Source organism: Azospirillum cavernae (assembly GCF_003590795.1).
Taxonomy (GTDB): Bacteria; Pseudomonadota; Alphaproteobacteria; order Azospirillales; family Azospirillaceae; genus Azospirillum; species Azospirillum cavernae.
On the sequence record NZ_QYUL01000001.1, the window covers coordinates 654,009 to 674,122 of the forward strand.

The 20,114-nt window shown below is 66.3% G+C and carries 14 protein-coding genes; 3 read left to right on the top strand and 11 right to left on the bottom strand.

The window, feature by feature from the left end; all coding sequences use genetic code 11:
* Positions 1–2 precede the first annotated feature (2 nt).
* From D3877_RS03145 to D3877_RS03160, 4 genes are all read right to left on the bottom strand, one after another.
* Complete coding sequence (locus D3877_RS03145) at positions 3–1,025, bottom strand: Fe(3+) ABC transporter substrate-binding protein (protein ID WP_119829298.1); 1,023 nt, start codon at positions 1,023–1,025, stop codon at positions 3–5.
* A gap of 105 nt (positions 1,026–1,130) precedes the next feature.
* On the bottom strand, positions 1,131–2,804 hold the full coding sequence (locus tag D3877_RS03150; RefSeq protein WP_119829299.1) for an ABC transporter permease: 1,674 nt from the start codon (positions 2,802–2,804) through the stop codon (positions 1,131–1,133).
* A gap of 185 nt (positions 2,805–2,989) precedes the next feature.
* On the bottom strand, positions 2,990–4,816 hold the full coding sequence (typA, locus tag D3877_RS03155; protein WP_119829300.1) for a translational GTPase TypA: 1,827 nt from the start codon (positions 4,814–4,816) through the stop codon (positions 2,990–2,992).
* A 315-nt stretch (positions 4,817–5,131) separates the two neighbouring features.
* Complete coding sequence (locus D3877_RS03160; protein ID WP_158599775.1) at positions 5,132–6,715, bottom strand: calcium-binding protein; 1,584 nt, start codon at positions 6,713–6,715, stop codon at positions 5,132–5,134.
* Between the two features lie 393 nt (positions 6,716–7,108).
* Between D3877_RS03160 and D3877_RS03165 the strand changes: the two genes are divergently transcribed.
* Both D3877_RS03165 and D3877_RS03170 read left to right on the top strand, forming a co-directional pair.
* Positions 7,109–9,022: an autotransporter assembly complex protein TamA gene (locus tag D3877_RS03165; protein WP_119829302.1), complete on the top strand. Its 1,914-nt coding sequence runs from the start codon at positions 7,109–7,111 to the stop codon at positions 9,020–9,022.
* 17 nt (positions 9,023–9,039) lie between these two features.
* Positions 9,040–13,344 carry a translocation/assembly module TamB domain-containing protein gene (locus tag D3877_RS03170; protein ID WP_238474706.1) on the top strand — a complete coding sequence of 1,435 codons (4,305 nt, stop codon included), beginning with the start codon at positions 9,040–9,042 and terminating at the stop codon, positions 13,342–13,344.
* A gap of 21 nt (positions 13,345–13,365) precedes the next feature.
* On the opposite strand, the gene D3877_RS03175 is transcribed toward D3877_RS03170, so the two are convergent.
* The 3 genes from D3877_RS03175 to D3877_RS03185 all read right to left on the bottom strand — a co-directional run bounded on the left by D3877_RS03175 (position 13,366) and on the right by D3877_RS03185 (position 14,943).
* A complete protein-coding gene (locus D3877_RS03175; protein ID WP_238474707.1) occupies positions 13,366–14,211 on the bottom strand; it encodes a class I SAM-dependent methyltransferase in 846 nt (281 codons plus the stop codon).
* A gap of 3 nt (positions 14,212–14,214) precedes the next feature.
* Positions 14,215–14,526: a hypothetical protein gene (locus D3877_RS03180; RefSeq protein WP_119829304.1), complete on the bottom strand. Its 312-nt coding sequence runs from the start codon at positions 14,524–14,526 to the stop codon at positions 14,215–14,217.
* 81 nt (positions 14,527–14,607) lie between these two features.
* The gene (locus D3877_RS03185) at positions 14,608–14,943 is read right to left on the bottom strand and encodes a hypothetical protein (RefSeq protein ID WP_119829305.1); all 336 of its coding nucleotides are present in this window, start codon (positions 14,941–14,943) and stop codon (positions 14,608–14,610) included.
* A gap of 617 nt (positions 14,944–15,560) precedes the next feature.
* Here D3877_RS03185 and D3877_RS03190 point away from each other — a divergent pair.
* The gene (locus tag D3877_RS03190) at positions 15,561–16,235 is read left to right on the top strand and encodes an RNA polymerase sigma factor (protein ID WP_238474708.1); all 675 of its coding nucleotides are present in this window, start codon (positions 15,561–15,563) and stop codon (positions 16,233–16,235) included.
* Between the two features lie 60 nt (positions 16,236–16,295).
* Here the strand turns inward: D3877_RS03190 and D3877_RS03195 are convergent, their stop codons facing one another.
* From D3877_RS03195 to D3877_RS03210, 4 genes are all read right to left on the bottom strand, one after another.
* Positions 16,296–16,460 (bottom strand): DUF1328 domain-containing protein, encoded by a 165-nt coding sequence (locus D3877_RS03195; RefSeq protein ID WP_119829307.1) that lies wholly within the window; start codon positions 16,458–16,460, stop codon positions 16,296–16,298.
* A 127-nt stretch (positions 16,461–16,587) separates the two neighbouring features.
* Entirely contained in the window at positions 16,588–18,663 is a 2,076-nt protein-coding gene (locus D3877_RS03200; RefSeq protein WP_119829308.1) for a YjbH domain-containing protein, read from the bottom strand.
* A 74-nt stretch (positions 18,664–18,737) separates the two neighbouring features.
* A complete protein-coding gene (locus D3877_RS03205; protein WP_119829309.1) occupies positions 18,738–19,262 on the bottom strand; it encodes a glycine cleavage system transcriptional repressor in 525 nt (174 codons plus the stop codon).
* A gap of 40 nt (positions 19,263–19,302) precedes the next feature.
* Entirely contained in the window at positions 19,303–20,064 is a 762-nt protein-coding gene (locus D3877_RS03210; protein ID WP_119829310.1) for a glycosyltransferase family 2 protein, read from the bottom strand.
* Positions 20,065–20,114: the final 50 nt, after the last annotated feature.

The window sequence follows — 20,114 nt, forward strand, 5'->3', positions numbered from 1 at the left end:
TGTCACTTCCAGCCCGCGCGGTCCATGACGCGCAGGGCCTGCGGGGTGAACTCGGCGAAGGAGGCCGCGTTGACCGCCGCTTGCTTGAAGCTGCCCAGCTTGGTCAGTTCGGCGTGGGGCTGCACCGCCGGGTTGACCGGGAACTCCATGTTGCCGTCGGCGAACATGCGCTGCGCTTCGGGGCTGAGCAGATGCTCCAGCAGCTTGCGGGCGTTCTCGGCGTGCGGCGCGGTCTTCACCACCCCGGCGCCGCTGAGGTTGACGTGGGTGCCGCGATCATCCTGGTTGGGGAAGATCACGCCGATCTTGGCGGCGACCGCCCGGTCCTCCGCCTTGGCCGAGGTGATGAGTTTGCCGACATAATAGGTGTTGGCCAGCGCCACATCGCCTTCGCCGACCGCCACCGCCTTGATCTGGTCGGTGTCGCCGCCCTGCGGCGGGCGGGCGAGGTTGGCGACCAGACCCTTCACCCAGGCCTCGGTTTTCTCCTCGCCGTTGGCGGCGATCATCGAAGCGGTCAGGGCCAGGCTGTAGGGGTGGGTGCCGCTGCGGGTCAGGACCTTGCCCTTCCATTCTGGCTTGGCGAGATCCTCATAGGTCTTGATCTGGTCCGGCTTCACCCGGTCCAGCGAATAGACGATGACGCGGGCGCGGCTCGACAGACCCCACCACGCGCCATCCGGCGCGCGCAGATTGGCCGGAACCTTGACGGCCTCCAACGTGGGGGAGGTGGTGGGGGCGAGCAACCCTTCCTTGGCGGCGGCGGCCAGACGCCCGGCGTCCACCGTGATGAACAGATCGGCGGGGCTGCTGGCCCCTTCCGACTTCAGGCGCTGGATCAACTCGTCGTGGTTGCCCTCGATGATGTTGACCTTGATGCCGGTCGCCTTGGTGAAGCTGTCGTAGATCGCGCGGTCGGTGTTGTAGTGGCGCGAGTTGTAGACGTTCACCTCTTGGGCGTGCGCCGAGGTCAGGGTGAGGGCGCCAAAGGCGACGGTCAGGCCGATGATCGTCTTAACGGACATTCCAAGCTCCAGGATTGCGAACTGTTCGCGTATTTTGTGCGAATGGATATCAGTTGCAAGAGGAGATGTCGAGATTGCGGTTGACCCTAAGACCCCATTGCGGGATCAGCGCCCATGGCCGGGGCGCGACGCCGCGATGCTGCGGCTTAACGCGATCACCGGCAGCAGCCCGACCAGCACGATGGCCAGCGCGGGCAGGGCGGCGTCGTCCAACCGCTCGGTCGAGGCCATGCGGAAGGCTTCGATGGCCAGCGTGTCGAAATTGAAGGGCCGCAGGATCATCGTGGCGGGCAGTTCCTTCACGATGTCGACGAAGACCAGCAGCGCGGCGCTGAGCAGGCTGGGGCGCAGCAGCGGCAGATGGACGCGCCGCATCACCTGCAACGGGCTGTGGCCCAGCGAGCGGGCCGCGCCCTCCAGATTCGGGCCGATCTTGGCGAATCCGGCCTCCAGCGGCCCATAGGCGACGACGAAGAAGCGGATCAGATAGCCATAGAGGATGCCGATGATCGTGCTGCCCAGAATGGTTCCCACCGGCCAGCCGCCCCAATCGCGCATCAGCCCGACGGCGATCAGGATGCCGACGGCGATCACTGTCCCCGGCGTGGCGTACCCCAGCGAGGCGAGGCGGACGGCGGCTGCGGCCAGACGGCTGCGGTCGTGCCGCACGCCATGGATCACCAGCAGCGCGGTGGCGACCACCAGCGCGGCCCCGGCCCCGGCCAAAATCACGGTGTTGACGGCCAGATCGACGAAGCGGTCGAGCGTCAGATCGCCGCCGCCGCGCAGGATCATGGCGATCAAAATGGCGGCGGGCAGCAGAAAGCCGAAAAAGATCGGCGTCAAACACACAATCCAGGCGACCAGCGCGCCGCGCGCCGACAGGCGGGGGGCGGGCAGCGCCCGGTAACGGCTGGTGGTCTGGTGAAAGCGCATCCCGCCGCGCGACCAGCGTTCCAGCCCGACCAGCGCCAGCACGAACAGCAGCAGGACGGAGGCCAATTGCGCGGCGACCGCCGCGTCGCCCAAGGCGAACCAGGTCCGGTAGATGCCGACGGTGAAGGTGTCGATGCCGAAATAGCGGACAGCCCCGAAATCGGCCAGAGTCTCCATCAGCGCGTAACCAACCCCGGCGACCAAAGCGGGGCGGGCCAGCGGCAGCGCCACCCGGCGAAAGGCGCCGAAGGCGGTGCAGCCCAGGGTGCGGCTGGCTTCCAGCACGCAGACCGACTGTTCAAGGAAGGCGGCGCGCGTCAGGACATAGACGTAAGGGTACAGCACGGAAGACAGGACGAATCCCGCGCCCCACGGGCTGTGAATGGCGGGAAACCAGTAATCGCCGCGCCGCCAGCCGGTTAGGCCGCGCAGCGCGCTTTGCAGTGGTCCGGCGAATTGCAGGAAATCGGTGTAGGTGTAGGCCAGCACATAGGCGGGCATCGCCAACGGCAACAGCAGCAGCCATTGCAGAATTCGCCGCCCCGGAAACTCGTGCATCGTCACGGTCCAGGCGCAGGCGACCCCGGTCACGCTGGTGACGGCGCCGACGATTCCCAGAAGGATCAGCGTGTTGACGACGTAATCGGCCAGAACGGTGCCGATCATGTGCCGCCACAGATCGCCGGTCGAGGCGGCGGACTGCACAAAGACGGCGAGAATGGGAACGGCGATGAGGATCGCGAGGATCAGGGCGATCAGGCCAGTGGGGCCGACGCGCGCCAGCAGGCGGAACGGGGAGAAGGACGGGGAGCCGGTGGACTTCGCGTCGGTCGCCAGCGCCATGCGTGGGGATCCTGGGGTGGGAAAGCGGTCTTGAGGCGGCGCGTGTCAGGCCCCCTCCCTAACCCTCCCCCACCTGCGGTGGGAGAGGGGACTGCCGCTGCCTTTCCCTTCACCGCCACAGGCGGGGGAGGGAGGGACCCACGCTGAACAGCGTGGGAGGGAGGGGGCTTGAGACGTTTTCGGTCTTAGCTGGCTTCCGCCGCGCGCGAATGACGCTTGCGCTCGTTCGGGTCCAGGTAACGCTTGCGCAGACGGATCGACTTCGGCGTGACCTCGACCAGTTCGTCGTCCGAGATGTAGGACAGCGCGCGTTCCAGGGTCATCTGGATCGGCGGCGTCAGACGGACGGCTTCATCCTTGCTGGTCGTGCGGATGTTGGTGAGCTGCTTGCCCTTGATGACGTTGACCTCAAGGTCGTTGCCACGGGTGTGCTCGCCAATAATCATGCCCTGATAGACCGGAACGCCCGGATCGATCAGCATCGGGCCGCGATCTTCCAGGTTCCACAGCGCGTAGGCGACGGCGACGCCGTCGCTGTTGGCGATGAGAACGCCGGTGCGGCGCGCCGCGATGGCGCCCTTGAACGGGGCGTAGCCGTGGAACAGGCGGTTCATGATGCCGGTGCCGCGCGTGTCGGTCAGGAATTCGCCCTGATAGCCGATCAGGCCACGCGACGGGGCGTAGAACACGATGCGGGTCTTGCCGCCGCCGCTGGGGCGCATCTCGACCAGATCGGCCTTACGCTCGGCCATCTTCTGCACGACGGTGCCGGAGAATTCCTCGTCCACGTCGACGACGACTTCTTCAATCGGCTCCAGACGCTGGCCGCTCAACTCGTCGGTCTTGAACAGCACGCGCGGACGGCTGATGGCCAGCTCGTAGCCCTCGCGGCGCATCGTCTCGATCAGGATGCCCAACTGCAATTCGCCGCGACCGGCGACCTCGAAGGCGTCGCCGCCCGTCGTGTCGCTGATGCGCAGAGCTACGTTGCCTTCCGCTTCGCGGAACAGACGGTCGCGGATCATGCGGCTCGTCACCTTGTCGCCTTCGCGACCGGCCAGCGGGCTGTCGTTGACCGAGAAGGTCATCGCCAGGGTCGGCGGGTCGATCGGCTGCGAGGCGATGGGGTCGGTGACTTCCGGGGCGCAGATGGTGTCGGCGACCGTGGTCTGGGTCAGACCGGCCAGCGCGACGATGTCGCCAGCCTGCGCCTCGTCCACCGGAACGCGCTCCAGGCCACGGAAGGACAGCACCTTGCTGATGCGGCCGCTCTCGATCAGCTTGCCGTCACGGCTCAACGACTTGATGGCCATGTTGACCTTGACGGTGCCGGTCTGGATGCGGCCGGTCAGGATGCGGCCCAGATAGGGGTTGGCTTCCAGCGTGGTCGCCAGCATCGTGAAGGGCGCGTCCTCGACGACCTTGGGGGCCGGGACGTGGTCGCGGATCAGCTCGAACAGCGGGGTCAGCGTCTCGCGGGCGCCGTTCTCCAGATCGGTGGTCGCCCAGCCGTTGCGGCCCGAGGCGAACAGCGTCGGGAAATCAAGCTGCTCGTTGCTGGCGTCCAGCGACGAGAACAGGTCGAACACCTCGTCATGGACTTCATGCGGGCGGGCGTCGGAACGGTCCACCTTGTTCACGATGACGATGGGGCGCAGGCCGAGCTTCAGGGCCTTGCCGAGCACGAACTTGGTCTGCGGCAGCGGGCCTTCGGCCGCGTCGCAGAGCAGGACGACGCCGTCCACCATCGACAGGATGCGCTCGACTTCACCGCCGAAATCGGCGTGGCCGGGGGTGTCGACGATGTTGATGCGCAGGTCGTTCCACAGGACCGAGGTGCACTTGGCGAGAATGGTGATGCCGCGCTCGCGCTCCAGATCGTTGGAGTCCATGGCGCGCTCAGCGACCTGCTGATTCTCGCGGAAGGAACCGGCTTGTTTCAGGAGCTGATCGACCAGGGTGGTTTTGCCGTGGTCGACGTGAGCGATGATGGCGACGTTTCGGAGATTCATGGAGCCTTGGTCTCGCAATGGCACCCCCGACACGCGGTACGACACCGCAACCAAACAAAAAGGCCCGCCGAAGGACTTCGGTGGGCGCTGTCGGGGAAACTGTTGCGGCGCAATATAGCGATCTGCGGCAAAAAGGCAAGCGTTACCCTGCAAGAGAAACGCCTGGGCAGGAATGCGTGCGGCGCTGGGCGGCGGCTTTCGGAAGTCACCGCCCTCGCGCACATGTTGGGTCTTACCCCATGGTCGATGTCCGTCCGATGCGCCCTGCTCGGCGGGAGGGAAAACGATCATGCCAGAGTGACGTTTTCGTTCGCCTCATACGTCGAACGTCGGTCCGATGAGGATGAAGTCAGAGGAGCTGATTTGCGTAACGCCATCCAGGGTAGCGATGGCGGTGCGCATCGCGTCTGTCGCGTTGTCGTCGTAAAACAGAAGGCTGTTCGTCGTGTCGAAGAAAAGATACATCCCAGCGGGCGTTCCGACAGTGCTTATGCCTGCTCCTGTGTATATTTGTCCGCCGAGACTGGCTGTGTTAAGGCTGGAAAACACTGACGTGGAAAGCGCGATTTTATCGGTTCCGCGCTCAAAGACCTCGATAAAATCTACGCCTGTATTTGGGGTGGCGCCGGAAAAATATACAAAGCCGTATGTGCTTCCGTAATATGCATTGTCAAACACTAGAATATCAGCCCCAGATCCACCAACAAGGCGATCAGTGCCGGTGCCGCCATAGAGCGTGTCAGCGCCACTTCCACCATACAGTGTGTCGCCCCCCGAACCGCCGAAGATAACGTCGTTGCCGCTGTCGCCATACAAAAGATCATTGCCGGACCACCAAACAGACCCAAAGGCGGTCATGTCGCCATAGATGGTGTCATTGTCGGCGCCGCCATAGATGGTGTCGTTGCCCACGAGCGAGCCATAGAGCCTATCCTCGCCGTCGTCGCCATGCAGCAACGCTCCCGGCCCACTGGTTTGGTGGATTTCTGTGTTGGTGGAATATGCGTAGAGCCAATCGTTGCCGCCGCCGCCGATGAGGGTGTCGGCATTTAGCGGGTCGTAGGCGTGGACATCGGCGCCGTAAATAGTGTCGTCGCCCAGGTCGCCGAACAACAAATCCGACCCGGCGCTGCCGGAAATGACATCCTTTCCTTGGCCGCCATAGATTGTGTCTGCTGTAATCCCGCCTTGGATGGTGTCGTCGCCAGCATTGCCGAACAACCACAGGCCATTGCTGTTGCCGGTGTAGGAAATCGAATCGTTGCCGGCGCCGCCATAAACCGTGTCGGCCCCGGATGTGTTGAAGATGGTGTCGTTGCCGTCCCCGCCGTAGATCAAGTTGTGTCCGCTTGAGCCGTTGATGAGGTCATTGTCGGAAAGCCCGCTGGTGATCCCTGTTGATGTTCCGCCGTAGATGGTGTCGTCGCCCGAATCTCCCCAAATTGTATCGTCGCCGTTTCCGCCTTCCAGAGAGTTTCCTGAAAAATCAATCGGTTCCCACCAGTAATCATTAGAACCGCCAATAATCACATCCTGTCCATCACCGCCAAGTACGGTGTCTGAGCCGCGTCCTCCGTGCAAGTAGTCATTTCCGCTGTCCCCAGAAATAAAATCGTTTCCACCGCTTCCTTTTGCGTAGTCATTGCCCTGCCCTCCATAAATTGTGTCATTTCCCTCGCCGCTAATAATGCTGTCGGCACCCTGATTTCCAGACATGAGTTGAGCGTTGCTCGTGGAATAGTCATAAAGATACAGCGTGTCATTTCCGGCGCCGCCAAAAATGGTGTCAGCGCCGTTGGCGCCCAATTTGTCGTCGCCGCCAAGGCCATAGATCACGTCGGATTCAGACGAAGAAATCAGGGTTTCGGCAGCGTCGGAAAGAGTCAGCGTTGTGGCCATGGTCGCCCCCATTTGGTTCATCAGACCGGCTGTTCGTCGATCACGGGAACGAGAATTTGTTGCCACGGACCGCTGACGCCGGACTGATAATTTCGTGAATTGGAAATAACAATAAATAGCGAGGGGGTGGCGAGCAAGCGATTTAAGAGAAAAAATATCCAGAGAAAGCCTAAAAAATTGACGCAAATTTTTTCATTTTCTCAAAGGTAGAAAAATAATTTCTAAAGGATTTGTGATTTCGGTCATTCTGTCGCGGGCGCTCTGTAGTGGGGGTGCGGGCGCCACGCTGTTTCGGATTCCACAAGGGCAGGCTGAGCAAGCGGTTGATGCCCGATCTGACGTGGCGCAATTCCGGGATGGAGATGAACGCCGTTCGCACTTACAGTCGACGCCATGAACCGGCTCCCCCTTCTTCGACCTGTCCTGCCACCGCTGCTTGCGGCGAGCGTCCTCCTGGGGCCGCTGGCGGTCGCTGGATGGGCGCAGGATACGCCCGACCCGAACGACGCCCCTCCGGTGACGGAGGCGCCGCAGGCCCGCACGCCCTACGACGTCACCCTCGACGGGGTGGACGACGACGGGTTGCGCGACACGCTGAGCCAAGCGTCGGCGCTGGTCGGGTTGACCGGCGACCCGCCGCCGTCGCTGGTCGGGCTGGAACGTCGGGCCGACAGCGACCGCGAACGGTTGCAGGCGGTGTTGCGCTCCAACGGCTATTACGACGCCCGGCTTGATGTGCGGATCGACGGAACGGTCCAACCGGCCAAGGTCACGGTCACGGTGACTCCGGGGCCGCTCTACCACGTCAAAACCGCGACGCGGACGCTTCTGGTGAACGGCGCGGCTCTGGGCGGTCCGGCGGCGGAAACGCTGTTGGGCGAACCGACCCTGACGGCGGGCGAACCGGCGCTGGGGCAGCGGGTGGTGGACGGCGAAGCGGCTCTGCTCGACCGGCTGAATCGCCGGGGCTACGCCTTCGCCAAAATCGACGACCGCCGGGTGGTGGTCGATCACGGCGACCGGACGATGGATGTGGCGTGGCGGGTGGCGCTTGGCCCGCTGGTGCGCAACGGCGCGCTGCGGGTCTCTGGGCTGGAGCGGGTGAACGAGGATCTGGTGCGCGGGCGGGTGGCTGTGACTCCGGGGGCCGTGCATGATCCGGCCAAGCTGGACCAGGCGCGGCAGAATCTGGCCAAGCTGGAGGTCTTCGACAGCGTGCGCGTCCGGTTGGACGACCAGCCCGGCCCGGACGGGGTGACGCCGGTGTTGGTGGCGGTGTCGGAGCGCAAACGGCGCTTCATCGGCGGCGGCGTCACCTATTCCACGCAGGAAGGGGTGGGCGCGCAAGCCTATTGGGGCCATCGCAACCTGTTCGGCGGGGCCGAGCAACTGCGCGTCGGGCTTGAGGTTGGCCGCGTCGCTGGGGCGTCGGGCGGAACCAGCAACAAATCGGCCAGCCAAATCAAGAACCTGCCGGATCTGCGTTTCAGCCTGTCCTTCAAGAAGCCTGATTTTCTGGCGGTGAAGCAGTCGCTGCTGGTCAATTTTCAGGTCGCGTCGGACCAGCCGCCCGCCTACAGCCGCGTCGTCACACAATTGACCGGCGCGCTGGAACGTCCGCTGACCGATCAATTGAGCCTCAGCTATGGCCTGACGGCGGAGCGGGGGCGGGTGGAGACTCAAGCGCGGACCTATCAAACCTCTTACATTGGCGCGCCGTTGGCCGTCGCCTGGAACGGAACCGACGACCCGCTGAACCCAACGAAGGGTGAACGCGGGACGTTCCAATTCACCCCCTGGATCCCGGCGGGCGGCGCGAGCCGTCGGCCTTTCGCCACGCTGCAACTGGGCGGGTCGGTCTATTACGATCTGGCCAAGGATGGCCGTTACGTCGCGGCGGCGCGCGTCGGGCTGGGCAGCGTTCTGGGCGCGTCGCTCGACCAGATTTCACCCGACCATCGCTTTTACGTGGGCGGCGGCGGGTCGGTGCGCGGCTATGGCTTCCAAAAAGCGGGACCGCGCAACCGTTTTGGCGAGCCGGAAGGCGGGCGCTCCTTGCTGGAGCTTGGCGCGGAGCTGCGGATCAAGGTGACGGACAGCATCGGCGTGGTGCCCTTCATCGACGCTGGCACGGTGGCCGACCGGGCCTATCCTGATTTTTCATCGTCGCTGCGGGTTGGGGCCGGGTTGGGCGGACGTTACTACACCGATTTCGGGCCGCTGCGGGTCGATGTCGGCGTGCCGTTGAACGCGCCGAAAGGCGACGCGCGTTGGCAACTCTACATCAGCCTTGGGCAGGCCTTCTGATGGCGGAAATTTTGGCCGTGAGTCGGTTGCGCCGCGTCTTGACCCTTTTGGGAATGACGCTGGCCGTCCTTTTCGGGGCGGCGCTGTTGGCCGTTGGGGCGGGCGCCGTGTGGCTGGACGGCGAGTCCGGGCGGCGTTGGCTGGCGCGGAGCGTCGAAGCGGTGGCAGCCGGTCCCGATTCTCATCTAACCCTTGGCGCCATCGAGGGGAGCTTGCCCTTTGATCTGGCGCTGAAGCGGGTGACGATGGCCGACGGGCAAGGCGTCTGGCTGACGGTGGACGCGCTGCGCGTCACGCTGTCGCCGTCGGCCCTGCTGACAAGGCGCGTGCGGATTGAGCGGTTGGAAGCGGATTCGGTGGAGGTCGCCCGCGCGCCGCAAGCGACGGCGCCAGCGCCCCCCGCTGCGGCGCCGGGGCCGGGAGTTGGCTTCGCCTTGCCGGACCTTCCCGTCAGCGTCGGGTTGGATCGGTTGGCGGTCAATCGCCTGCGGCTTGGTGCGGCTCTTTTGGGCGAGGCGGCGACGCTGCGGGTTGATGGGGCGCTGGCGCTCGACGCGGGCGGGGCGGGGCTGGATGGCCGGTTGAGCGTGGAGCGGATTGACGATCAGCCGGGCAAACTTGACGCCAGCGTTGTTTTCGTTCTGGCGAGTCAGCGGCTTGAGCTGGCGGTGAACGGGGCGGAACCGGCGGGGGGCGTCATCGCCCGCGCGCTGTCTTTGCCCGGATTGCCGCCGCTGTCGCTGGCGCTGAACGGGCGCGGAACGCTCGATGATTGGACCGGGGCCGTGACCACGCAGGTCGGCGCGACCAAGCCGTTGACCGCCGAGGCGAGCGTCAAGGCGACGGCGGACGGGCGCGCGTTGAACCTGACCGCCCAGGCGGCGCCGGAGGGGCTGCTGGATCCGGCTTTGGCGCGGCTGGTCGGCGCGCGGTCGTCGCTGACCGCCGCCATTCTGCTGAAACCCGACGGCGGGGTGACGCTGCGCCCGCTGACGCTGGAGACGGCGGCGGGACGGGCCAGCCTGGACGGGACGATGGCCGCCGATCACCAGAGCCTTTCCCTGCGCTGGTCGGTGACGGCGGGACCGGACTCCGCTTTGCACGCGCTGGTCCCGGCGGCGGCGTGGCGTGACGCGCGGGCCGACGGCGTGGTCGAGGGCACGTTGAACGATTTGGCGCTGACCTTGTCCGCCACGGCGACCGAGGTGGTGGGCGGCGATCCTGTTTTGGCCGGTCTGGTCGGCCCGGCGGCGACGCTGATCGGGGCGGCGCGGCTCGACAGCGCCAGCGGGCGACTCACCTTGGATGCGTTGACTGGGCAAGCCGCCGCCGCCACGCTGTCGGCGCAAGGCGCGTTGGATGGCTGGGGGCGCAGCGGCGGGTTGACCGTCACGGCGACGGCGGCGGATCTGAATCGCTTTTCCGCGTTGGCCGGGCGTCCGCTGGGCGGCGCGCTGTCCCTGTCCCTTCCCGTGCGGCGGGAGGAGGACGGGCGGCTGTCGGCGACGCTGTCGGGGCGCATCGACGGTTTGTCCAGCGGAACGCCGGTTGACGCGCTGCTGGGCGCGGCGGCGACCGTCAAAGCGGCGCTGACGCTGGCCCCCGACGGCGGGATGAGGCTGGACAAAGTGGAGCTGGCGGGCGGCAACGGGCGGCTGACCGGAACGGGCGCGCTGGTCGCCGGTCAACTCGACGCGACGGCCCGGCTGGAGGGAACCGCGTTGGGGCCGTTGGGCGCGGCGCTCGGGACGCCCTTGGATGGGGTTTTAGCGGCGGACGTCACGGCGCGGGGTCCGCTCGACCGGCTGGCGGTGACGGCGCGGGCGCAGGCCAGCGGGCTTGTGGCCGATGGCCGAGGTTTGGGCGCGACCAGCCTTGAGGCGACCGCCGCCGGTTTGCCCGACCGACCGGCGGGGCGCGTGACCTTGCGCAGCCAGCCGGAGGGCGCTCCCTTGGCGCTCGACGCGGCCTATGCGTTGGACGGGGACACGTTGCGGCTGTCGGATCTCAGTCTGGTCACGGGGGCCAACCGCATCACCGGGGCGGCGCAGCTCGCCATGACGTCCGGCGTGGCGACAGGCCGCCTTGAGGGGGCCTTGCCCGATCTGAGAGCTTTGTCGGCGCTGGTTGGCGCGCCGTTGGACGGCGCGGCGGGCTTCACGTTGGCGTTGGATGGCAAGGGCGGGCGGCAGGCGGCGACGCTGACCGCCAACGCGACGACTCTGCGGGTGAACAGCGCGGCGGGCGCGCCGCTGACCGTGCGGCGCGTGAGCGTGGCGGCGGAACTGGCCGACGCGCTGGGCAAGCCCTCGGGCAAAGCCTCGCTGGAGCTGTCCGGCGCGGAGAGCGGCGGCAACGCGATCACCAGCCTGACCGCCAGCCTGGACGGCGGGTTGGCCAAGGCGAATTTCCGCGCGGCGGCGACCGGAACCGGCGGCGGCGGGCCAATCGGCCTGGATCTCGCCGGATCGCTGGGCCAGGACGCAGGCGTGACGCGGGTGCGTTTGGAGCGGCTGGAGGGTCGTTTTGCAGGGGAAACCCTGCGGCTGACCGGCCCGGCGACGATCACCGCCGCCGATCAGCGTTACGAGCTGGCGGGCTTGCGGGCGCTGGTGGGCGGCGCGCGGCTGTCGGTTGATGGGGGCATGGCGGGGGATCGGTTGAAGGGGGACATCCGGCTGGATCAACTTCCCTTGGCGCTGGCCCGTCTGGCCGATCCGTCGCTGACGCTGGACGGCGTGGCCTCGCTCCAGGCGAGCGTGAGCGGCACGCTTGGCAGCCCACGCGCCGACGCGACCTTGCGCCTTGCCGGGTTGCGCGCCAAACAGGCGACCCAGGCGGGAATCCCCGGCGTCGACGCCACAGTGACGGCGCAATGGCGCAACAACCGCTTGTCGGTCAACGGCGAGGCGGCGACGCCGAACAAGGCCGGAAAGCTCACCCTGCGGGCGGCGCTGCCGCTGGTGATGAATCCGGACAGCCACGCGGTCGGCGTGCCGCCGAAGGGCGCGCTGGAGGCGGTGGTCGAGGGGACGCTCGACGCCGCTCTGGTCAATGATCTGCTGGCGTCCACCGGCGACCGGGCGCGCGGCAGCGTCAAGCTGGATGTGCGGGCCAGCGGCACGGTGGCGGCGCCCAAGCTGGGCGGCTCGGTGACGCTCAGCGGCGGGCGGTTCGAGAATCGAGCGTCGGGGGCCGTTCTCAGCGGCATCGAGGCGCGGCTGGTCGGCGATGGCGAGGTCTTCACCATCCAATCCTTGCGGGCGCGGACCAGCAACGGCGGGACCATCGGCGGGCAGGGCGTCATTCGACCTGCGGCGGCGGGCGACCGGCAACTTGATCTGGCCATCACCGCCGACAACGCCCGGCTGGTCGACAATGATCTGCTGACGGCGGACGTGGACGCCAAACTGACCGTGACCGGCGGCTTTCTCAGCGCCCGTCTGGCCGGGCCGATCCGTCTGCGCGGCGCTGACGTGCGGATTCCGAACCGGCTGCCGGTCAACGTCGTCGATCTGAAGGTGGAGGAGGTTGGAACGCGCCGCAACGGCCCGACGCGCAAGCCGATTCCCCCCCGCAAGGCGGCGGACAAACCGCCGCCGCCCTTCGCCTTGGCGTTGGATCTGACGGTGGACGCGCCGAACCGGATCTTCGTGCGCGGTCGTGGCCTCGACACCGAATTGGGCGGCCAGCTCCGCATCGGCGGGCGGGCCGACGCGCCCGAAGTGACCGGGAGGTTGAGCGTCCTGAAGGGGCGGCTCGACATCCTGTCGCACAGCTTCGCCTTCAATCGCGGCAATCTGGATTTCGACGGAACCCAACCCATCGACCCGCGCCTTGACCTGCTGGCCGAGGTCGCGGCGAACGGCGTCACGGCGCAGATCGAGGTGTCGGGCACCGCCGGGCAGCCGAAAATTGCCCTGACCTCGCCCCAGGGCCTGCCGCAGGACGAGATTTTGTCAGCGGTTCTCTTCGGCAAATCCGTCGGGAGCTTGGGCGCGGGCGAGGCGGTGCAACTGGCGCAATCGGCGGCGGCGCTGACCGGCGTTGGCGGCGAAGGCGGCGGGCTGCTGGACCGGGTGCGGCGATCCACCGGGCTGGACCGTTTGGACTTCTCGCAAAGCTCCGACGGCAAGGGTGGCGCGGTGCAGGCCGGGCGTTATCTGGACGACGGCGTCTATGTCGGGGTGGAGCAGGGCATGGGCGCCAACCAAACCCGCGCCAAGGTCGAGGTGGAGATCTACAAAGGGCTGAAGGGCAAGGCGGACGTCGGAGCGGATTCCGAGACCCGCTTTGGCCTCAGCTATGAAAAGGATTATTGAGAAGGGTCGCCTTGATCGTCGTCACTGCCCGACGATGATCCGAACATGGGCGGGAACCGGAACCACCCCATCCACCGCCTGCGCGGCGAAGCGGGCGGCGATGTCCGATTCCAAAGCGGCGCGCTCGTTGGCGGGCAAGCCGCCCAGCCGATGGCCGAAACTCATGTCCAGAGCGGCCCGCCAAAAGGGTTGATCGGCGGGGGCCTTGCGCACCGGCGTCAGGTCGCTTTCCGTGACCGTGCCGAAACCAGCTTCGCTCATGGCGGCGGCCAGCGATCCAGGGGCGGCGAAGCGGAACAGCGGGGCCAGGCTGTGATCCTCGCCCAAACGCGCGGCGACCGCCGCGCCGATGTCGGCGAACAGCCCGTTGCCCGCCAACGGTCCCCACACCATGAAGGCCGCCCGGCCACCGGCCCGCAGCACGCGGCGGACGTCGCGCAGGGCGGCGAGCGTATCGGGGACGAACATGACGCCGAACCGGCAGGTGACGCGGTCGAACGCGCCGTTGGCGAAGGGCAGACTTGTCATGTCGGCGGCGGTGAACAGCGGCGGCGCGGTTTCCGTCGCGGCGCGGCGGACGGCCCCGCCCAGCATGCCGGGAACCAGATCGCTGCCGACCACAAGCCCCGCCCCGCCCACCCGGCGCGCCGCGCTGAGCGCCGGTTCGCCCGCGCCCGACGCCAGATCGAGCACACGGTCGCCCGCCACGACCCCGGCGGCGTCGAGCAGCGGACGGTTCAGCTTGTCGGCCAGATCGGCCATGGGATCGGCCCAACGGTCCCAAGCGTCGGCGCTGGCGGTCCAGCGGGCGCGTTCAATGGCGGCGTCAGGGGCGTTGGCGATGGGGGCGTTGGCGGGGGAGAGCATCAATCAGTGCAGGAGCTTTGCCGTGCCGGACACACGCTGGACCGTGTCGGCGTCGCTCAACCGTTCGCCGAGGGCGTTGAATTCCTCGGTCAATTTCCGGTGAGCGTCGGTCAGTTGCTGGATGCGGGTCTGCGCCGCCTGCTGTTGCGCGGACAAGGACGCGATGGTTTCCGACAGCGACTTGATGTGCTGGGACTGGCGCAACGCGCCCTCGTTCAGGCTGCGCCTAATCGAGCCAACGGCTGCCAGCACGACGACGCTGATCGTCACGCCGGTTGTGATCGCGACGATGCTGAACCCCGTGAACCAGTCCATGGCCAAAAGCTTCCGCCCTTTTTCTCCGTCGGTCAAGACGTCAGACGTGGAGCCAGACGTGGGGAATAGGGGCGGGTTTTGTCAGGCGAGAACGCGTTCGACGGTCGCCGGGGCCAGCGTGCGCAGGCTTTTCAAGTGATCGCCGAAGGCGCGCAAGGCCGGCAGGATCTCTTGCGACTGGTCGGGGGTCACATGGGCGTCGGTTTTCAGCACGATGCCGGGCGCTTCGGTCATCAGACGTTGGGCGCGGATCGGTCCGACCTTGTCGTCGAGAAACATCGACAGCCCCATCAGCAGACCAAGCGTCACGTCGTCCGGCGTGGCGGGCTGCGCCAGAGCGTCATGAAGTTCGTTCAGCAGGGTGTAGGCGACGATGGAGGTGCGTTCGATGGTGTCGACGTCGGCGGACATGGGCATCTTGCGGAATCCTTTGGGCGGGAAGGACGGCGGGAGGGGGCGTTGGCGGGCGGAATCGAGTCGCAAGGATAATCGGCGATTTATAACCAAACTGTTAACCACTGACTCTCCGAGTCGCTCCGAGTCGTTTTTTCCGAGTCGCAACCTCTCATATTTTTATGGCCGATGCAAAAACCCTTTTGAGATGAATCGGTCCGCCGAATCCACCCTTTCCCTGTGGGGGCAGCTTGTTGGTCATCTTTGCAATATAGAGAAGAAAAAAATTCCTAATATTTATGATGTATCCCTATTGGTTTGTTGTAATTTTCTAATAATCATGTGAAGATGATAGCGTAATAGGATGTAGTCTTGAGTTATTCCGAAAGTAGTATTACCGCATATACGTCAAACAAAATTTATAAGAATCTTATTCAGAGTCGGAAAAGGGGGCGTGAAAGTTTGATTTTCGGTTTTCCTGGTGAAATCCGTTGAGAACTTTGTCTCTGGCTTTCAGCCCCTGACTGTTTTGGAAAAAGGCGGTTTCCAGGCGAGGCACTCCCGTGTCGCTCCGATCCGCTTTGCGGTTGTCCTTGTCCGTGCGCGGTGTGGACGACGGTCAACATGGAGACTCATTCCAGATGACTCATCTCACAGCTCACCCCATCTCTCGCTCGTCCGGCGTTCCGGTGTCGATGCTTGGCGGCTTGGCTGGCGCCATCCCCCTGAGCGCTCCCCCCTTGGGCGGCGTTCCTTTGAGCGACGACGTGGACGGCGCGCGCCTTACCGATCTCGATCCGGATGGATCGTCCGACGCGGCCATCATTTTGCTCATCACCCAGGAAATCCCGCGCCTGCAACGCTTCGCCCGTTCCATGGCGCGGGACGTCACCCTGGCCGATGATCTGGTGCAGGAGTGTCTGGAGCGCGCCCTTGCCCGTCTGCATCTGTGGCAACCGGGCAGCAACCTGCGCGCTTGGCTGTTCACCATCTTGCGCAATCTGCACATCAACGGCTTGCGCCGCCGCCAGCCGATTCTCGGCATCGACGACGAGGCTCTGGCCGCCTTGGGCGGGGTGCCTGGCTCCCAATTCGTCAGCCTTGAACTGCGCGACATGCGCCGGGCGTTGCGGGTGCTGCCGAGCGAGCAGCGCCGCGTCGTCTTGCTGGTCGGGTTGGAAGGGGCATCCTATGGCGAGGCGGCGATCCAACTCGGCATCTCGCTTGGCACGGTGAAGTCCCGGCTGTCGCGCGGGCGTCGGGCGCTGCGGCGGTTGGTTGAAGGACGATGCCCGTCCGATCAACTGAACGCCTGAGGCGAACAGCCGAAGGGGCAGGCCAATAGGCTTCAGCGCGGCGAAACGGGCCGGACGGCGTCAACGCCGCCGGAACAACCCCATAATCAGGCTGGCGGCAAACAGAACCAAGAACAGGAAGAACAGAATCTTGGCGATTTCAGCGGTCGCCGCCGCGATGCCGCCAAAACCAAGCACGCCTGCGATCAAGGCGATCACGAAGAACATCAACGTCCAATACAGCATCACAGCCTCTCTGGTCCGACCTTCCGCTCCATCATCGGCGTGCGGTGTCGGGCTTTCCAACGCCGGTGGCGCGGCAAGGTTCCGAAGAATTTCACGACGCGCGTCCAGGGCGGTGAGAGGCGGCGGCTCAATCCATCAGGCGTGACCATGTTCCGGCCAACCGGCCAAAGCCGCCGGGAACGCGGGCGTCATACAGGGGCAGGGGTTGGCGCAGCCGTTGCCCGGCGTCGCGGCCCAACGTGCGAACCGCTGTTTCCAGCGTCCCGCCAACCGGCAACCAACCCGACGCGGCGACCGGCACGACCAGCGCCATGCCCCAATCCATCCGCCCGCCAAAGCGGCTCTGCCCGCGATCCGGCCCCTCGGTCCAGGCCGCGTGGGCGGTCAGGGCGACGCCGCCTTCAAAGCGGCGGATCACCTCGACGCCGCCGCCCCAATCGCCGCCCAGATAGCGGCCCAACCGCAAAACGGTGGTGGTTGTGGCGCCGGGATTCTCCCAATAGAGGCTGGCGTGCCCGGTCAGCCGCGCGCTGTCGCGGGCGACGCCCAGCGGCGCGGCGGCTTTGCGTTTCCAGACATGATTCAGGTCCAGACCGGCGGCCCAGCGGGCGGTGAGCGGCTGGTACAACGCCTCGGCGCCGACGCCGCCGAACATTTCCTCAAAATGACCGATGGACAGGCGGGTGGTCAGACCGTCAGCGGGAGTGGCGAGATGGGCGGCGAACAGATGCTCCGCCGCCCAGGGGCGTTCGCTGTGGAGCGGAATGTCGCTGCGCACGGGTTCCGACGCGGGCAGGGCGTTGGTGTCGAGCATGAACAGGTTGTCGTCGGCCCGGATCCGCAACGCTCCGCCCAGAACCAACCCACGCGCCGGTTCGCCGCGCAGCACGATGTCGCTGTAGCTCCGGTGCGTCAGATAGGTTCCGAGTTCGGCCAGATCAAACTCTGAGGCCACCCGAACGCTGAGATCCAGGTGGGGGCGCCAATCGGGCGGGCGCTGGTTGGGTGGCTCCAGGGTCGCGGTGCGCCACAGTTCATCAACGCTGCCGCGATGGCGGGCGGCGCGTTCGACGTCGCGGCGCAGCAGGGTCAGGGACGCGGCGTCCAGCCCATGGGTTCCGGTGACGATCCGCAGCCGCTCGACCTGCGGCGCGCTGAGATCGGCCAGCAGGCGGGCGGCGTGACCGGCCTCTTGCGCGCTGGGGAGCGCGGCGCTTCCCGCTGGATTGAGCCACAGGGTCGCCGTGTCGCCACTGACCTCGGCGGCGCGGGCGGGCAGGCCGTGGGTCCGCGCCAAGGTAAGGATGTCCCCGGCGGGCAGGGCGGCTTCGTTGGACGGGCGCGGTCCGACGGCGGGCGGCGCGCGGCGGTCCGGCTCGGTCCACTCCTTGGGAGCGAAGCGAAACGACAGCCGCAGCATCGCCCGCCGCCCTTGCTCGAACGCCGCGCCCGCGTCGATCCAGGAGAAGGGGCGATAGGACAGGCCAATGTTGTAGCGGCTGCCCGGCGCAAAGCCCGGCTCATCCTGCCGCTGGGCGCGGAAACGGTCGCCGCTGGTCTCAATTTTCAAGCTCAGGTCGGGAATCGGCGTGCGCCACTCCACCCCGCCGAACAGGGCGACCCGCTCGCCGCCAAACCAAGCGCGCGGTCCGCGCAGGCTTGGCCACAGCGACGGGTCGCGGTCGCGGCGGAAACGTCCGCCAAGAAAGCGCAGCGGGTTGCGCAAATGCCCGGCCTCGCCCAGCGTTCCCCAGCCGACCCCCAGCGTGACGTCGAAATCCTGCCAGCGCCGCGACAGCGCCAGATATTCCCCGGCGAAACGCCCCTTGCCTGGCAGATCAAGGCCCGATCCGGTGACGTCGCGCCCGCCGACCACCAGCGCCGGTCCCCATTCGCCTTCCTCGCGCAGCCGCAGTTTGACGTCCAGGCCGGGTTCGCTCAGCCCGTAATAACCGGGATAGAGGCTGTCGCGGGCGGTGACTTCCAGCCAAGGCAGGGGTTGCGCCGACAGGGTGACATGGCGGTGCAAGCGCCCAAGCCCGCTCAGCCCGCCGGTCATCGACCCGTCCGGCGGCATTCGGGCGGTCGGGGTTTGCAGCAGCCCGACGCTCCCCCAGTCCGACAGGCTGGCGCCGACATCCTCCGCGCGGGTGGCGGTGGGCGACGACAGGAGCGCCAGGACCAGAAGAACGGAGCGTTTCACGCAATGATACGCAAAGGATTGGCTTGTGATCCGATCCTTTGCGCATCATACGATGGAATGCAATCAAAAACCCGCTACAGAGCTTCGGTTTTGCAATTCAAAGAGAGGGCTTCCGCCGTGTTGGCGATGGCGGACAGGCACACGTCCGCCCGTTCCGGCGGGATCGCCACGGAAAAGCGCAGGGCGTAGCGTTCGCCGTCGCGGTCGGGCAGGGTTTGCGCGTCGAGACGAACGATGTTCGCGGCGAATTGGGTGAAAATCTCCGACAAACGGGCGACCAGACCGGGTTGGTCGCCGCCCGACACCTCGACCCGGTGGGTGATGAGCGCTTGCGGGCCGGGGACCGGATCGAAGGCGAAGGGGGTGACCTTGACCTCGGCGCCCGCCAGTTCCGGCAGGGCCGACAGGCTGCCTTGCACGTCGTCCACGCTCAGGCCGCCGGGCAACTCGCACACCGCCGAGAACTCCGCCCCGCTGCCCAGCGAGGCGAACGTGGCGTCGCGCAGGTTGATTCCCAGTTCAAACAGATGCCCGGTGATTCCCGACACCAGCCCGACGCGGTCGGGGCAAAAGGTCGATACCAACGCCAGTCCGCTCAAGGACGCCTCCCTGGATTGTTGTGTGTGGCTCCGGCTCCTGTCAGTCCGGGCGCCAATGGCGGTCCCGCCCGCCATGTTGGGCGGGAGGAACGCGCGCGATAAAGGTCATGTCGCGCAACTCGCTGATGTGATAGTCGAAGTTGATCTGCCCAAAATCCAGCGGAAAACCGCCGCCGAACGCCCGATGATATTTGGTGGCGAAGGTCGCGACGTCGGCGGCCATCGAGGTTTGCTTGTGGATCGACTGGCTGTCGGGATCCTCGTCCGGGTTGGTGGCGAGGTGATCGCCCGGCAGCAGCTCGCAGCGTCCGCCCAGCGCCCAGACGCGGATCGCCAGATCGGGATCGCCGTAATGGGCGCGGTAGTCGGTGGAAAACCAGCCGCCGACTTCCTCCACGCTGCGGCGCGACATCACCGGGAAATAGGCGTAATACAGGCCATAAATCACCCCGAAATGCGGATGATCGGGCCGGTTCAGCCCGCCCAGAAATGGGAAATCCAGCTTCTCCTTGGCGGCGATGGTCTCGGCCACGCCGTCGAGCCAGCCGGGCAGGGCCAGATGATCGTCGCTCATCGCGACGATCACATCCCCGCTGGAGGCGGCGTAGCCGGTGGCGTGGGCCGTGCAGTTGCCGCGCCGCTCCGTCTCGATCACCGACACCACGCGCGGCGCGTCGATGGCGAAGGGGGCGACCAGCACGATTTCATAATCATGCCCGACGCTGTGTTCTTGGATCGCCCGGATCGCCGCTTCGGCCAAGGGCTGGCGCAGCGTGGGCAGGATGATGGAGAAAGTCGGCATCGGCTGGTCCCGCGTGTGAGGGCTGCGCGCGTTTCTGGGAGGAGCGGCGC

What these genes read in the sequence shown, in the direction of transcription:
- D3877_RS03145 (WP_119829298.1), bottom strand. Translation starts at nt 1,025, where the DNA reads ATGTCCGTTAAGACGATCATCGGCCTGACCGTCGCCTTTGGCGCCCTC.
- D3877_RS03180 (WP_119829304.1), bottom strand. Translation starts at nt 14,526, where the DNA reads ATGGACTGGTTCACGGGGTTCAGCATCGTCGCGATCACAACCGGCGTG.
- typA (WP_119829300.1), bottom strand. Translation starts at nt 4,816, where the DNA reads ATGAATCTCCGAAACGTCGCCATCATCGCTCACGTCGACCACGGCAAA.
- D3877_RS03160 (WP_158599775.1), bottom strand. Translation starts at nt 6,715, where the DNA reads ATGGCCACAACGCTGACTCTTTCCGACGCTGCCGAAACCCTGATTTCT.
- D3877_RS03185 (WP_119829305.1), bottom strand. Translation starts at nt 14,943, where the DNA reads ATGCCCATGTCCGCCGACGTCGACACCATCGAACGCACCTCCATCGTC.
- D3877_RS03195 (WP_119829307.1), bottom strand. Translation starts at nt 16,460, where the DNA reads ATGCTGTATTGGACGTTGATGTTCTTCGTGATCGCCTTGATCGCAGGC.
- D3877_RS03210 (WP_119829310.1), bottom strand. Translation starts at nt 20,064, where the DNA reads ATGCCGACTTTCTCCATCATCCTGCCCACGCTGCGCCAGCCCTTGGCC.
- D3877_RS03150 (WP_119829299.1), bottom strand. Translation starts at nt 2,804, where the DNA reads ATGGCGCTGGCGACCGACGCGAAGTCCACCGGCTCCCCGTCCTTCTCC.
- D3877_RS03165 (WP_119829302.1), top strand. Translation starts at nt 7,109, where the DNA reads ATGAACCGGCTCCCCCTTCTTCGACCTGTCCTGCCACCGCTGCTTGCG.
- D3877_RS03175 (WP_238474707.1), bottom strand. Translation starts at nt 14,211, where the DNA reads ATGCTCTCCCCCGCCAACGCCCCCATCGCCAACGCCCCTGACGCCGCC.
- D3877_RS03190 (WP_238474708.1), top strand. Translation starts at nt 15,561, where the DNA reads ATGACTCATCTCACAGCTCACCCCATCTCTCGCTCGTCCGGCGTTCCG.